Annotated in this window: 19 protein-coding genes; 2 read left to right on the top strand and 17 right to left on the bottom strand. The window is 50.1% G+C overall.

The window, feature by feature from the left end; translation table 11 throughout:
* Nucleotides 1–30 precede the first annotated feature (30 nt).
* Genes CWE09_RS01075 through prmB form a run of 3 tightly spaced genes read right to left on the bottom strand, consistent with a single transcriptional unit; the run spans nt 31 to nt 3257 of the window.
* Nucleotides 31–1239, bottom strand: a complete 1209-nt coding sequence (locus tag CWE09_RS01075; protein WP_126802057.1) for an MFS transporter — start codon at nt 1237–1239, stop codon at nt 31–33.
* Nucleotides 1236–2321 carry a chorismate synthase gene (aroC, locus tag CWE09_RS01070; protein WP_126802056.1) on the bottom strand — a complete coding sequence of 362 codons (1086 nt, stop codon included), beginning with the start codon at nt 2319–2321 and terminating at the stop codon, nt 1236–1238. Before aroC ends, CWE09_RS01075 begins: the two co-directional genes overlap by 4 nt.
* Before the next feature lie 12 nt (nt 2322–2333).
* On the bottom strand, nt 2334–3257 hold the full coding sequence (gene prmB, locus CWE09_RS01065) for a 50S ribosomal protein L3 N(5)-glutamine methyltransferase (protein WP_126802055.1): 924 nt from the start codon (nt 3255–3257) through the stop codon (nt 2334–2336).
* Nucleotides 3258–3358: 101 nt separating this feature from the next.
* Here prmB and smrB point away from each other — a divergent pair, with 101 nt between their 5' ends.
* Nucleotides 3359–3895, top strand: a complete 537-nt coding sequence (smrB, locus tag CWE09_RS01060; RefSeq protein WP_126802054.1) for an endonuclease SmrB — start codon at nt 3359–3361, stop codon at nt 3893–3895.
* Between the two features lie 2 nt (nt 3896–3897).
* Here the strand turns inward: smrB and sixA are convergent, their stop codons facing one another.
* Genes sixA through CWE09_RS01045 form a run of 3 tightly spaced genes read right to left on the bottom strand, consistent with a single transcriptional unit; the run spans nt 3898 to nt 5210 of the window.
* On the bottom strand, nt 3898–4398 hold the full coding sequence (gene sixA, locus CWE09_RS01055; RefSeq protein ID WP_126802053.1) for a phosphohistidine phosphatase SixA: 501 nt from the start codon (nt 4396–4398) through the stop codon (nt 3898–3900).
* A gap of 15 nt (nt 4399–4413) precedes the next feature.
* A complete protein-coding gene (locus CWE09_RS01050; RefSeq protein ID WP_126802052.1) occupies nt 4414–4779 on the bottom strand; it encodes an RnfH family protein in 366 nt (121 codons plus the stop codon).
* Nucleotides 4779–5210, bottom strand: a complete 432-nt coding sequence (locus CWE09_RS01045) for a type II toxin-antitoxin system RatA family toxin (RefSeq protein WP_126802051.1) — start codon at nt 5208–5210, stop codon at nt 4779–4781. The genes CWE09_RS01050 and CWE09_RS01045 overlap by 1 nt, the downstream gene beginning before the upstream one ends.
* A gap of 128 nt (nt 5211–5338) precedes the next feature.
* Here CWE09_RS01045 and smpB point away from each other — a divergent pair, with 128 nt between their 5' ends.
* Complete coding sequence (gene smpB / locus CWE09_RS01040; protein WP_126802050.1) at nt 5339–5812, top strand: SsrA-binding protein SmpB; 474 nt, start codon at nt 5339–5341, stop codon at nt 5810–5812.
* Here smpB and CWE09_RS01035 read toward each other — a convergent pair.
* Genes CWE09_RS01035 through CWE09_RS00985 form a run of 11 tightly spaced genes read right to left on the bottom strand, consistent with a single transcriptional unit; the run spans nt 5809 to nt 14090 of the window.
* On the bottom strand, nt 5809–6234 hold the full coding sequence (locus CWE09_RS01035) for a tetratricopeptide repeat protein (RefSeq protein WP_126802049.1): 426 nt from the start codon (nt 6232–6234) through the stop codon (nt 5809–5811). The two genes, smpB and CWE09_RS01035, sit on opposite strands and share 4 nt — an antisense overlap.
* Nucleotides 6210–6563, bottom strand: coding sequence for a DUF192 domain-containing protein (locus tag CWE09_RS01030; protein ID WP_126802048.1), 354 nt, complete (start codon nt 6561–6563; stop codon nt 6210–6212). The genes CWE09_RS01035 and CWE09_RS01030 overlap by 25 nt, the downstream gene beginning before the upstream one ends.
* A complete protein-coding gene (locus CWE09_RS01025; protein WP_126802047.1) occupies nt 6560–7360 on the bottom strand; it encodes a type II secretion system F family protein in 801 nt (266 codons plus the stop codon). Before CWE09_RS01025 ends, CWE09_RS01030 begins: the two co-directional genes overlap by 4 nt.
* Nucleotides 7357–8208, bottom strand: a complete 852-nt coding sequence (locus CWE09_RS01020) for a type II secretion system F family protein (protein WP_126802046.1) — start codon at nt 8206–8208, stop codon at nt 7357–7359. Before CWE09_RS01020 ends, CWE09_RS01025 begins: the two co-directional genes overlap by 4 nt.
* On the bottom strand, nt 8198–9442 hold the full coding sequence (locus CWE09_RS01015) for a TadA family conjugal transfer-associated ATPase (protein ID WP_126802045.1): 1245 nt from the start codon (nt 9440–9442) through the stop codon (nt 8198–8200). Before CWE09_RS01015 ends, CWE09_RS01020 begins: the two co-directional genes overlap by 11 nt.
* Before the next feature lie 16 nt (nt 9443–9458).
* Nucleotides 9459–10703, bottom strand: a complete 1245-nt coding sequence (locus tag CWE09_RS01010; RefSeq protein WP_126802044.1) for a type II and III secretion system protein family protein — start codon at nt 10701–10703, stop codon at nt 9459–9461.
* On the bottom strand, nt 10703–11443 hold the full coding sequence (cpaB, locus tag CWE09_RS01005) for a Flp pilus assembly protein CpaB (RefSeq protein WP_126802043.1): 741 nt from the start codon (nt 11441–11443) through the stop codon (nt 10703–10705). Before cpaB ends, CWE09_RS01010 begins: the two co-directional genes overlap by 1 nt.
* The gene (locus CWE09_RS01000) at nt 11440–12009 is read right to left on the bottom strand and encodes a hypothetical protein (RefSeq protein ID WP_126802042.1); all 570 of its coding nucleotides are present in this window, start codon (nt 12007–12009) and stop codon (nt 11440–11442) included. Before CWE09_RS01000 ends, cpaB begins: the two co-directional genes overlap by 4 nt.
* The gene (locus tag CWE09_RS00995; protein ID WP_126802041.1) at nt 12006–12626 is read right to left on the bottom strand and encodes a hypothetical protein; all 621 of its coding nucleotides are present in this window, start codon (nt 12624–12626) and stop codon (nt 12006–12008) included. Before CWE09_RS00995 ends, CWE09_RS01000 begins: the two co-directional genes overlap by 4 nt.
* Entirely contained in the window at nt 12623–13855 is a 1233-nt protein-coding gene (locus CWE09_RS00990; protein ID WP_126802040.1) for a hypothetical protein, read from the bottom strand. The genes CWE09_RS00995 and CWE09_RS00990 overlap by 4 nt, the downstream gene beginning before the upstream one ends.
* A complete protein-coding gene (locus CWE09_RS00985; protein ID WP_126802039.1) occupies nt 13830–14090 on the bottom strand; it encodes a Flp family type IVb pilin in 261 nt (86 codons plus the stop codon). The genes CWE09_RS00990 and CWE09_RS00985 overlap by 26 nt, the downstream gene beginning before the upstream one ends.
* Nucleotides 14091–14198: the final 108 nt, after the last annotated feature.

The following is a 14198-nucleotide window of genomic DNA, read 5'->3' as shown; positions in this document are numbered from 1 at the left end:
ATTGATTATCTCGAATGCCTGCCAAGACCTCTATAGCTGACGCCGTTGCTGACCGCTTTTTGTTGGCGAGTCAGCGCGCATAAGTAAAGTCAGCGCCGCGCCGCATAAAGCGAATAAAGCGGCTCCCATAAAAGCCACACTGGCTCCTTCCTGTTGTTGCCAGACCAGGCCTGCAATCCAGGCCCCTAAAGCACCACCGGCACCAAAGCCAAAACCAACATATAACGATTGACCGCGACTGTGTTCCGCAGAAGGAAAATAGGTATGAATAAACCGAATAGCGGCCGCATGATGCAACGCAAAACTGAAAGCATGCAGCCCCTGAATGATTAACAGCCACCAGAAAACCGTTGCTAACTGGCTAAGCAACGCCCAGCGTAAGGCTGTCAATAACATACAGATCAAGAGCATATTACGCACACCGTAACGAGCCACCACCCGGCCCGCGACCAGAAACATAAAGATTTCAGCTGCAACACCCAGCGCAATTAACAAACCTACGGCAAAAGGCGCATAACCAAGATGAGTCAGGTAAAGAGCAAAAAACGCATAGAAAGGAGCAAAACTTGCCTGTAATAGCGTAGTCGAAAGCAGGAAAGCGACGAACTGCAGGCGTTTTACCCGTTTCCAGATAGAACCACTGTGCGCTTCAGTAGTTATTTTAAAGTTACGTTGAGGCTCATACAGAGCACATACACAAATCACCAGTAAAGCTGCCATCGCCGCTGCATACAAAGGAAAACGTTCTACTCCGGTAAGAGCCAGCAATTCACCTATAACCAGCACTGCGGCGATAAAGCCCAGGCTGCCGCCCACCCGTATTTTAGGGTAAAGTTCGCTATGTTCGTTCAGTGTTGCCAGCGACAGAACTTCCATCTGCGGCAATATTGCCGACCAGAATACACTCAGCAAGCCCATGCTGAGCGCTATCCACCAGTAACTGTGCGAAAACATTAATGAGAGCAAGAGCAGGCTGCCAGCTACCGCACCCATGCGAATATAAGGCAGGCAACGACCGCTACGGTCCGCCAGAGTGGCCCAGAGCGGCGGGCCGAAAATGCGACAGGCCGTTATAATAGCAACCAGTTCACCGATTTCCCGTGAGCTGAAACCTATCGCGTCCAGATAAACAGCCAGGTAAGGTACAGTAACGGCCAGCACTGCGAAGTAACTAAAATAACAACACACCAGCACACGGCTTTGCCGACGTGCTGCCGGAGCCAGTGGTGCCAAACTCATTCGTGGAATTGAACCGGTGCCGTCACCTCTGCATTCTGAGCTCGCTGACGTAAATAATGATCCAGCACCGTAATAGCCATCATGGCTTCTGCAATAGGTACCGCCCGAATTCCTACACAAGGATCATGGCGCCCTTTTGTAACTACCTGCTGCGACTGGCCTTTGTTATCAATGGTAGCGCCGCTAATACCAATACTGGAGGTCGGCTTAAGCGCTATTTCTGCGGTCAGCGGTTGCCCCGTGCTAATACCGCCCAGCACACCACCGGCATGGTTCGAGCTAAAACCCGCGGGGGTAATGGCGTCACGATGCTCACTACCCTTTTGCGTAACTACGTCAAATCCATCGCCAATAGCGACCGCTTTCACCGCATTAATGCTCATCAGGCTGTGCGCGAGATCAGCATCCAGGCGATCAAATACGGGTTCGCCTAGTCCTGCCATCATGCCATGAGCTTCAACACGGATTTTTGCACCTACAGAATCACCGGCCTTTTTTAAATCCCGTATACAACGATCAAGAGCTTCAACCTGGGTGTTATCGGCAAAGAAAAATTCATTTTCAGACACCGCATCCCAATCCAGTTCAGAAACACAGATTGGGCCCATCTGCACCATGCCAGCCCGAATAGTAACCCCTTTACTTGCGAGGACCTGCATAGCAATGGCGCCAGCAGCTACACGCACCGCGGTTTCTCGCGCTGAGGAGCGGCCACCGCCACGATAGTCACGCCGTCCATACTTGGCATCATAGGTGAAATCCGCATGACCAGGACGATATAAATCCTTGATATTACTATAATCCTGACTACGTTGATCCTGGTTTTCTATGAGCAGACCAATCGGAGTTCCTGTGGTTACGCCCTCAAAAACTCCCGACAGAATACGCACCTGATCCGCTTCACGGCGGGCAGTGGTATAACGACTGGCACCGGGGCGACGACGCTCCAGCTGTTTTTGAATATCCGCTTCGGTTAATGCAACTCCAGGAGGGCAACCGTCAACGACCCCTCCGATTGCCGGCCCGTGACTTTCGCCGAAAGTTGTTACCCGAAACAACTGCCCTATACTATTTCCCGCCATTTTTAGCTCCTGCTACTTACTGAACGCCGCAGCATGTTGCAGCAGTTGTTCACGGTTTATGACAAAGACTCCCTCACCACCTCTTACAAACTCAACCCAGATGAAAGGCACTTCAGGCCAGATTTCCTGCATATGCACCAGGCTATTACCCACTTCACAAACCAGAATACCCTGTTCAGTGAGTTGTTCCGGGGCTTCGCGAAGTATCCGCCGCACCAGATCCAGTCCGTCATTGCCAGCAGCTAACCCTAGCTCAGGCTCATGGCGGAATTCAGCGGGTAAATCAGCCATGTCATCGGCATCTACATAAGGAGGGTTAGTCACAATCAGATCATAACGCTCACCTTTCACCGCGTTAAATCCATCAGACTGAATAGGCGTTACCTGATGCTGCAGCCCATGTTCCTGAATATTAATATCAGCAACCACCAGAGCGTCTTCAGAGATATCCAGCGCATCAATTTCTGCCTCAGGGAAGGCATAGGCACAGGCAATAGCAATGCAGCCTGACCCCGTACAAAGATCCAGAATACGTAACGGAGGCTGAGTTAACCAGGGTTCAAAATGCTGTTCAATCAATTCACTGATTGGAGAGCGTGGTACCAGTACCCGTTCGTCAACAAAAAACGGTAGCCCGGCAAACCAGGCCTGCTGCGTCAAATAAGAAGCGGGTATGCGTTGCTCAATGCGTTTTTGCAATAACTGCCAGAAAGCCTGCTTTTCAAAGCTAGTCAACCGGCAGTCGGCTACTTCAATTAACTCAGGAAAACTAAGTGCCGTTACCGATGCCAGCAGCAGGTTCGCTTCCTGCCAGGCATCCGCTGCACCATGCCCAAAATAAACGTCAGCCTGGTTCATTTCAGTGACTGCATAACGTTGCCAGTCTTTTATAGTTTTAAGTTCAACAGCCAGCTCGTTAAAATTGGTGGACTCCACATTCAGCTCCTCATAACCTTTTACAGATGGCCTTTTACAGATGGGCACCGGACAAGTACTATAGTGCGCTCTATAGAGTACCTTAAAGCGAGAACAGAATCATGCCTGACAACAAGTTATCTGACGCCGAGCGCGCCTTGTTTCGTCAGGCTGTTCGTGGTGTACGCAACCTGCCCAAAGACAATAACCGGGCACCGCAAAAAGTACCTAACCAGGCCCTCGGAAAATTGACCGCTCGCCGGGCCGCCACTCAGTTTCAGCGTGAGCAGGCAAGTTCACCTTTTTCTTCAGGCTATGAACCTGCTTTGCCAGAAGGCATTATGAAATATACAGCGCCAGGCGCTAATCCTTACCTGAGTAAACAGCTGCGGCGGGGGGATTTTAGTCCGGATCTGGTGGTTGATTTGCATGGTCTCACCCAGGTACAGGCGCAACGGGACTTAGCCACCGCCTTAAATCAATGCATGGCAGAGCATATTCACTGCTGTAATGTCATTCATGGACTGGGAAGCGGAGTGTTACGCCAACGGGTCCCGGGCTGGTTAATGCAGCACCCGCATGTCTTAGCTTTTCATCAGGCCCCCTTAGAATGGGGTGGTCAGGGAGCCTTGCTGGTTTTAGTCAATATAGGCGATTAAACTCAGCATTCCGGTGGGGCTGTCATCGAGCGTAAACGGCCCGCCATTTCCAGCGGATCCACATCCAACACAGCAATTCCAGCGGTTGGAAAAAGCGGAGCCTGAACCTTGGCGTCCAGGTAACTCACCAGATAACAGACAAAAGGCATATGGGAGACTACCAGAACAGTTGCCGCGGGCTCAATTTGTAAACGCGCCAGCAGAGCGCTTGCAAAAACTTCAGGATCTGAACTCGGTGTTACCTCAGCTGAAACCTCAATTTGCTTCAGTGGGATTCCGGTTTGTACTATGTCCAGAGTTTGCTGAGCGCGTACCAGAGTACTGGTAATCGCCAGGTCAATTTCAGCATAGTGTTCGCGTAACCACTGAGTACTCGCCTCTACCTCACGCTCTCCACGAGCCGTTAGTTCACGTTCAGCATCTGAGTTGTAGGTTTGACCACCCAGTATTTTAGAAGCTTGCTGAGGTGCTGCCTCACCATGGCGCATGACAAAGAGTTTCATGGACTACTACCTCAATTACGCTTTGTTATCTACCGATGGGGAGCCGCGTTTCTTATCGACTCGCCCACCGGTTACTTTGTCCGCACGCCCTTCGTCTACCGCTTTTTCCGCACGGCGACGACGAATTTCTTTAGGGTCCGCAACTAGTGGCCGGTAGATTTCAATACGGTCACCATCTCGCGGTTTGTCCTCCAGTTTACAGGTTTTGTTCCATATCCCAACCGCATTTTTTTGCAGATCTATATCACTAAAATACTGTTTAATACCCGACAATTCTATCGCTTCCCGCACAGTAGTACCTGGGGTGATCTGGGTCACCATGATTTTCTGCTGCTCAGGCAAGCCATATACTACTTCGATAGTCAGTTGTTCCGCTTCCATTAGCCGTATACCACTTTAGCGCGCTGGGCGAATGCATCGACCTGGCGCCGTGTTATTTCGTTAAAAATTTTACCAAAAGCAAACTGCAACATACGACTGGAAAACTCAAAATCCAGTTTAAAGCTGATTTTACAGGCGTTTTCATCCATAGCTTCAAAGGTCCAGCCACCACGCAAAGACTTAAAAGGGCCTCGCAACAGTTCCATATCGATACGATGCGGAGCAGTTAAACGATTACGGGTAGCAAAACGCTGCTGAATACCCGCTTTACTAATCACCAGCTCTGCATCTATTCTATCGGCTTCCTGATGTAAAAGATTAGCATCCGCACAACCGGGCACAAATTCCGGGTACGAAGGGATGTCATTAACCAGGTCAAACATCTGCTGGCAGCTATAAGGTACCAGGGTGGTCCGCTCAATTTGTGGCATAAAAACTGTCCTGAACCTGCTTCAGAAAAAATGAAGCACATATTTTAACGCTTTTCCCGACCATCGCCTACCAAACTTAACACTTTCTTTTGCTTTCCTGCGCGCAAAGTATGCGTATAATACGCAGCATGAGTAAAAAGAAGAAACCATCATCCAATACTATCGCGCTCAACAAAAAAGCGCGTCACGAGTATTTCCTTGAGGATAAGTTTGAAGCCGGCGTTCAGTTAGAAGGCTGGGAAGTAAAGAGTATCCGCGAGGGAAAAGTTAATTTATCAGACAGTTACGTCATTCTAAAAAATGGCGAGGCGTACCTGTTAGGGACTCAGATCCAACCCCTTAACAGCGCTTCCAGTCATGTTGTCTGTGACCCTGAACGCACCCGCAAACTATTGCTGAAAAAACGTGAACTCAGTACCTTAATCGGTAAAGCAGAACGCGAAGGGTACACCATGGTGGCCACAGCCCTTTACTGGAAAAAATGCTGGGTTAAGCTCGAGTTTTATCTTGCTAAGGGCAAAAAGGCACACGATAAACGCGATACTATTAAAGATCGCGATTGGCAGCGCCAGAAAGAACGCATGTTAAAACACAAGGTTTAACCAGCAGCCCCCTGCACCTGCAACAACCAGTCCAGCAACGGATTAAAAGTGTCGTCGACATGACGACGCCCTTCCAGCAGAGTTTGCGTAGCCTGGCGTATATGAATTAACGCCAGGTTATGCCATATCTCCGCCTGCTCTGGTTTCAGCCTGGCGGCACGCTGATAAGCATTCTGCGCAGCAACATATTGCTGAGTCCGTAAGTAAATATTGCCCAGTAAAAACCAGCTATCTGCGTCTTTATCATTATAATCCAGAGCCTGTCGCAACAAGCCTTCTGCGGTAATAAGATCGCCGGCGTAATAAGCCTGCTGAGCCGTTGCGCGCAATTCAGAAGGTCGCGAATTAACGGCAGAACTCACACAGCCCGACATAAGTAGCATCATAAACCACAGTATCAGCCAGTTAGATTTTCTATCCATGAAAAATAGTCTCCTTGTACCTGTACACTAAAATGAGCAGGACTTTCAATAACGCTGCTCGCGCCAACACAGTAAGCCATTCTCCAGGGCAGAAGCCTTTGCTGTTGAATACAACAACAAGAATCATCCAGCCAGAGTAAGGATAAAGGCCGTGTCATAAAACACGAATGCACCGCACTAGTACGCGGCAACCAGATAGCCTCATAAGACTGGGGTGCCCGCCCTAACCAGCCGCGAACCCGCAAATAAAAGGTATCTGCCCGCAACACATGCGCAAACATCAACTGCCCGTTATGCAACAAACTTCCCTGATGTTTTTTGTGATTCATAACTGCCACATCAGCTTGGCGCTTAATACCACAATAAGCAGAATAAGCGCTGTCGGGAAGATACAGGTCAATAAGGGCAGCATAAGCTTCACGGGGGCTTCCAGCGCCTTTTGCTCTGCCTCAATAAAAAGCTCATTACGGCGATGACGAGCCTGCTCGCGAAGCACTGAAGCCAGCCCAGCACCACTTTGCCGGGCATGAATTAAGGCGCTGATGAACAAGCGAATTTCGCGACTGTTAAACTGCTCTGCGAAATCCTGCAAAGCCTTATCTGTTGAAGTGCCGGCTCGCAACCTGCTGACTAATAATCTAAGTTCCGTTCGTAAAGGGTTATGCAAAGCGCTATCCGTACTGCGCTGTAAACTTGCCATCAGTGGCTGACCTGCACCCAGCAGCATCGCCAGCAAATCAAGCTGAGCGGGCAACGCGACTTTCATTGTCCGCATTCGCTGCGCTCCCTGCTGACGGACTTTTAACCACCAATACAACGGCAAGACTATAAGCACCAATGGTATCAATACCAGGTAGCTGTGCCCGCTCATGCTAAAAGGAAGCAACAAGCCGATACCTGTTAACATCAAACCCAGGTAATGCGTGGCCTGTCTTTCACTAACCGCAGCCAGCGCCAGCGCTTTTTTCAGTTGCATCTGCCATAACGATGGCAGATGCAACAATAACCACTGGCCGGTCTGATAATTAAGCCGGAGACAATACCGAAAGCTGGCGTAAAGCGGGAGTCTGCTGACCGCAAAAGTGATAAACAGTGTAATCAGCAATAAAGAGATACTCGCACTCATAATGGCACCTCGATATGAACCAGTTTATGCACCACCCAATAACCCGCAGCCAGTAAAACAAGTAATACGGCGGCGCTGATCCAGCCTAATGGATGCACAGCCAGAGCCTGCATAGTTGGTTTCTCCATAAACCATAAAGCAATAGCCATCAGCAATGGCAATGCAGTCATCACTTTACCTTGCAAACGGCCCTGGGAGGTTAATGCTACAACCCGTTGCTGTAACTGTTGCTTGCTGCGCATCGTCAGCGACAGTTGCTCCAGTAAGTCAGCCTGCTGGCCACCACTTTCATGGGCCAGTTTCAAAGCTATAACTACCCGCTCAAGATCTACCGAAGGCAAACGTTGCAGTAATTCATCCAGCGTCGCCGAAAAAGGCTCTCCCAGGCGCAAACGCCTGACCAGTAAAGTGAACTCCTGAGACAGCGGTGCAGGCATTTCACGTGCTAACAACTGCAGACTGGAAAGCAAAGGACTCCCGCTGCGCAGGCTACTACTGAGCAACAACAAAGCGTCCGGCAATTGCTGGTAAAAAGCACTGGCACGGCGTTTTTTGAAGCGTTTAAACCAGTACAGGGGAAACAAAGCAAAAGCAATCATACTGCATAAGCTCAGTACCAGGCTTTGCGTGACTAACACCATGAAAACCGTAGCCGTTATCCAGAATATCAACCATCCGGTCAGTAAATCGCGTAATGGTGTAAATAGAAACAATTCGCTCAATGAGCGCTGCGCCTGCTGCTGCAAACGCTGGTTCCAGGTAAACCAGATATTACTAACAAAAACGACTAAGCCGGTGGCGCCGATAGCTATGCTCAAGGTTGCCAGCAATAGATACTTATCCATCATGCAAGGCTTCCGCTAACGGCTGCAGTATTTGTAAAGTAGCCTCTCTTTGCTGCCCCCTTAACTGGTCAAGAAAAGCTGGCATTTCCCCGGTACTGCTCGCAACAGGCTCATCACCTGAGCGCGCAAAAATGTCAGCCAGACGTAATACGTCCCCTTCCAGTCCCTGCACTTCGGTCACTCGCTCAATCACCCGTCTGCCATCACCGAGTCGTTTAAGCTGTACCACCAGATCAATTGCGCTGCTTACTTGCTGACGTATCGCCAACAAGGGCAGTTCCATGCCTGACATCATGACCATCACCTCGAGCCGTCTCAGAGCATCGCGGGGCGTATTGGCATGCAAAGTTGTCAGAGAGCCCGCATGGCCGGTATTCATTGCCTGCAACATATCCAGGCTTTCACCGCCCCGACACTCCCCTACGACAATACGGTCGGGCCGCATGCGCAAGGCATTAATCACCAACTGGCGAATACTGATGGCACCGGTATTTTCCTGGTTAGGGGGGCGGGCTTCGAGAGATACCAGGTTGCCGTGTGTCAACCTGAGTTCAGCAGAATCTTCTATAGTCACTACTCGCTCACCGGCCGGAATCCAATTCGCCAATACGTTGAGCAAAGTGGTTTTGCCCGTGCCAGTACCGCCCGAAACAACAATGTTCAAAGGTGCCAACACGGCGATTTTCAGAAAGTCAGCCAACTGCTGACTACAGGAACCACGCTTATACAAATCATCAGCGGCCAGAATCTGCTGGCTGAATTTACGAATAGTCAGACTAGCGCCTTTCAAGGCCAGCGGTGGAATAATAACATTGACCCTTGCTCCGCAAGCCAGTCGTGCGTCTGCCATAGGGACACTCTCATCAACTCGTCGGCCCACGCGGCTGACAATGCGCTCAACAATACGTCTTACCGCTTCCTCATTGATGAATTTACACTCACTTAAAAACAGCTGACCATCCCGCTCCACATAAACCTGGTCATAGCGGTTAACCATAATTTCCGAAATCGAAGAGTCACGAAGCAGAGGTTCCAGAGGGCCTAAACCAATAAGATCATCCAGCATCTGCTGCACCACCCGTTCAGCTGACAAAGATTCCGGTATATGTTCAGTGTGATCTGCCAGTGTTTCCTGCAAAAGTCCCCGCAGTGCCTGGTCATCCATGCTCTCGATTTCAGTCTGACGCAGATTAATGGCTTCCCGCACCAGTTCACTAAGCTGTTGATACCATTCCATGGTGTCATTACCCCTGTCAGTAAGTACGCATTCCACGACATGCCTGCTCTTGCAAGCGCTGCTGTAGCTCCTGCACCAATTTTTCCCGCTGCTGTTGCTTGTCATCCTCCTCACCAACTAAGCGAGGAGTAATAAATATAACTAACTCGGTCTCACTGCCAGAACTGTCACGGTTAGCGAAAAGACGCCCTACAGCAGCGAGGTTCCCCAAGCCAGGTACCTGTTGCTGAGTGCTGGACGCTTCCTCGCTCGTCAGCCCTGAAATAACAAATGTCTGTCCTGCCGGCAAAGCCACTACCGAATCAGTGCGGCGGGTCAGAAGCCCAGGAATACCACCGACACTTACTGCAGGATCTATATTGCTAACTTCAGTCATTACCTGAGTGCGAATCGAGCCATCATCCAGTTGCTGTGGCGCGATGTTGAGGCGAATTCCATAGGACTTGAAATTCACTTCCATAGCCCCCTGTAAATTAGTCTGTGGCAGAGGCACCTCTCCTCCCGCCAGGAATTCAGCACTGGAGCCACTTTCCGTTCGCAATACCGGGCTCGCCAGCATACGAACCTCGCCTCGCTCTTCCAGTAACTGCAACTGAGAACTTAATGCCGTGCTTAACCCCGCATAAGCATAATGACCAGGTGTTAAACTAAGGCTATTAAAGTCTGCTACAAAACCCTCTGTGGCTGCGCCGGCCACACGAAAATCGCGACCTCCGAACCAGTCGCTGACAATGCCCACAGCCGGACCATTAGCAACCTGCTGCCAACGCACTCCCAGACTTCGTAAATGGCGTTTTTTAAACTCCATCACCCGCACTTCAAGCTCAATAACCACCGCGGCTGAGCTTGATGCTTCCGGTAGTGCAAGCAATAATTGTGGATAGCGCTCAGAAAGCTGATTAAGTAATGCTCGTCCTTGCGCTGATACCTGGCCACCTACCTGCAATAAGTCGGCATGTTCTGACACCTCAAGTTCCGCTTCCTGTTTTTGCAACTCCTGTAAGGACAACCGCAAATCATAATCTAAGCCAGTTTTCACAATAACCTGATAACTGGATTTCACTCCTCCAGACCATATCAGGAGGTCGCTTTGCCCTGCCTGCAGAGCCAGAATCAGCAGTTCATTATTATCCAGCACCCGCGCCTCGAGCACAGTGCCATTCCCGATCGCCAAACGTTCGATTTTTGCTTCAAAAGGCAACACTTGAGCACCTCCGGTCTGCAGCAAAAGCTGACTACATAACAAAAGTAAACTCAGCATTACCAGTCCTCTGCCATAAATTGACCCGCAACGATGATTTCAGTAACCGAAGGGGCGGGTAACATGCCGCTTTCTGGCTCTTCTTTATTACGTAACCAGAATGCCAGAGCTCCCTGTCGACTGAGCAGCTCCAGTTCTGGTACCTGGCGTGCATCGACCGCAAGGGTGAGACTGCGGTAATCCTCAATACCAACGTCGGTACCTTCGACGTGCCACTGATTACCTACAGCAAGCACTGAAACTGAACTCAATAAGGGCCTGTATCCTGAGTTTTTCAACTGATAAATATCCAGTCGATCACCTGGTCGGATTAACCCTGCGTTGCTTTCCAGATTGCTGACCGGAATGCTAAAGGCGCGCTGCCCGAACCTCAGCAGCGCCGCCAGGCCTTGGGCAATCTCCTGTTCAATATGCAGTTGTTGCAAGGGTTTACCAGCAGCAACTTCAGTTGCCAGATAACGACCAAATAACTGAGCTGCCTGCGCTGGAAAAATACTGTCTGCCGGCAGGGCCTGGGATGGCAACTTCCTTACCTGCAATAACGATGGGTGCAGTTGTGTTCCGGCCGTCAGATTAGTAGCGGGTACTACTACTTCTGTTTTAGCCACCTGAAGCTGATGAAGTGAGGCTTCCTGAAGACGCTTATTGATGTGCTGATTTATTAGCCACAATGCAATAAGTGCACTTATAATTCCGCAGACCAAAGGTAATGTCAGACGCCAGGAAAGATAATATTTCATAAGGTACTTCCCCGGCTTAATACCAACCGGGTCCCCCCCTTAGTATCACGCTCTCCGGTTACCACCAGCGTTTTATTGTTATATCTCCATTGCTGAACAAAGCTGTCCTGATCACGCTCCAGCATAATAAGCTGCGCTCCTCTTTTTTGCTGAGCACGCTTAAACTGCCAGAATAACGCCAACAGATGCTGGCTGGATTGAAACACCGAAACCTGCTCGAATTCAGTTACGTAGTTCCCTATCAGCTCCCCTTCAACCGGATAGGCTTCCTCAACTGCATTCGATACCGGTTGGCTTTGCACCCAAAGGTAATTATCTCCAAATGGTATAAAGCTATACAAGAAGCCCGCACTCAGGCAATGCCAATATTCCTCACCGGGCCGAGACAACGGCTGGCAAAAAGGCAGCGAGGTTTTAACATACGACTGAATGCGAGCACCTGACTCCAGTACTTTCCAGCTGCTGATTTTCAACCCCTGGCTAATGACCCCCTGCAATACTTGTTCGGTATGCCAGTTCGTCGGTAACACCAGACTATATAAAAAAATACCTGTGGCGATTTTCATTCACTGCACTCCTGTGTCGTGCATAGCGCCTGTTCTGGTACCGCATGGTTATCAACATAACCAAATATAAGCTGGTTCGGGCGCAGCTCGCGAGCTACCGGCAACACCCCAAACACCCGCTGGACGTTATGCATTAACGAATTATTCAGTAAACTGCTACCAAGTAGCGCCTGGGGCCGACTGTTAAGTTGCTCAGGGTGGCTCGGCGACCAATCATCAGCCAGGCGGTAATAAGACATCCAGACAGTATCTTCAGTACTCAATGCCACCTGCCACAAATTATCACTGCGCATGGCCAGCCCACTCTGGTTCTGTAAAAGAAGACCCACAGGAGCCAAAGCCCGGGCAAATGAATAATCTGCACTACGGTTAAAAAGGCGTTGTTTATCATCCGCGAGAGGCAGGCTCATCTCTGTCTGCAGAAAATCCAGATCCAGCATTTCCAGATTATTACTTTGCCGCCAGTGTGCCTGAGCGAGGCTCAGCTGAGCCAACTGTTGACCTGAAAACTTAAGTTGCAATTCATTGTGCAAGTATGGAAAAGCCCAGAGTATCAGCATCGCCAGCACAGGCGCTGCGATTAAAAACTCAACCAAAACCTGTCCACGCGATTTCATGCCTGCTGCCCCAACAGCCAAAGCTCAGCCGCTGTCAGAGGAACCAGGCGGGCCTGCCACAGACCATTAAATAAATTGGCTGTCTCTGTCAGCCCGTCACTTCGGGGCCAAAGCAATGCTGGTCTTTGATACACCAGCTGTGCCTTCGCTGCTGCCCAGCCGCCTGGTGGCTGACCTTCCTGCTGACGCTCCCGTACCAACATAGTGATACTGGGTGGCGGCCGATGATTCGCAATTCGCTGATGACCCGGCACCTTTATTAACTGACCCATATAACGACCTTGCAAAGCGGCCCTTCTACTTACCCCAGCCCGGGCCGCATAAGCACCACCAAAAAGGTCCCCAGAGACCCGGCCCCGAACAGGAGGACGGGTACCAACATAAGCGGCTCCCCCACCTACCGGAATGGTTCTTCGAATCCAGCGTGTCAGTTGCACCCGCAAGGTCGCTATATCCACCCCTTGCCAACTGAAGTGCTGCCGCCCCAGGGGAACCGCTTCAGTACCGCCCCACTTTTCCAGGTGCACCGCAGCCACTCCTCCAACGCGAAACCAGCTATAACTGCGTCTTTCGTTAAAAGGGTCGCGACTTTGTTTCAGTAAATCGACAAAGGTTTGATTGTCGTTATCCCTGTGCTGATAACGCAGCCAGGTATAAGCCAGATCAGGCAGCGTCTGATGATTCAGTAACACCAACTCCAGTGAAGGGTCATTTTTTTGCACCAGACCCTGACTAGTTAGCAAGGCTGTCGCAGCCGCTGCAGCATGAAACAACTGCTGCGAACTACTGATTACCTGAATCAGCAAATGCTCAGCCTGAATGCCTGCTCTGAGTGCCTGATTAACCGGTTGCTGCAACTGCTGTACTGAGCGTGAAAGGTTAGCCATCACCGTATTCAAATAAGGTACCCAGCTAGTCACTAAAGCACTGTTGCGAGTAACTTCGTCCATCATCTGAAACCAACTACTGAGTCCCACCATTTGCGCGATGGCAATATGATTGGCAAGCATAGCCCGGTTGGTTACTGCCTTATAATTCAAATCCCGGGCGGCAATGATCGCGAAGGCTTCAGTCGCCTGGTCAGTTACCTGCTGAATATGAGTCTGCCGCTGTGCTCTGTCACTCAGACTCAATACATATTGTAATCCGAGCCACAATCCCAGCAGCAACAAAGTCATCAGTAAAACAACCTGCCCTCGTTGTTTAATTACCCTGCTCTGTGCCTTCATCGTAATTCCCCAGTTGGTAATCACGGTTAGCCGATGTACTGGCCTGCTGCGCAGCTTGTTGGGCAGCACTGACCTCAGCTGACGCTGAGCGCCCGCTAATTTCCTGAGCCACCCCAGCCACCTGATTACGAACAGATTTACCAAGAAAGGAATAAACACCGATTGCTGCAATTGCGATCAATGCCAGTACGATAATATATTCGGTCATTCCCTGACCTGTTTGTCGAGCTTTCATAAGTCACACTCCTTGTGCTGCTGTAAAACAGCTTAATAACCTGAATAATGGTTATTAATAAATAGCCAAGAAGAAGGCATTGCTCAATGCTGGTTTTGTAGGCGATTG

The organism is Aliidiomarina minuta (assembly GCF_003987145.1).
Classification (GTDB): Bacteria; Pseudomonadota; Gammaproteobacteria; order Enterobacterales; family Alteromonadaceae; genus Aliidiomarina; species Aliidiomarina minuta.
The sequence above is the reverse complement of the archived record's forward strand: the minus strand, read 5'-3'. Positions and strand labels throughout refer to the sequence as shown.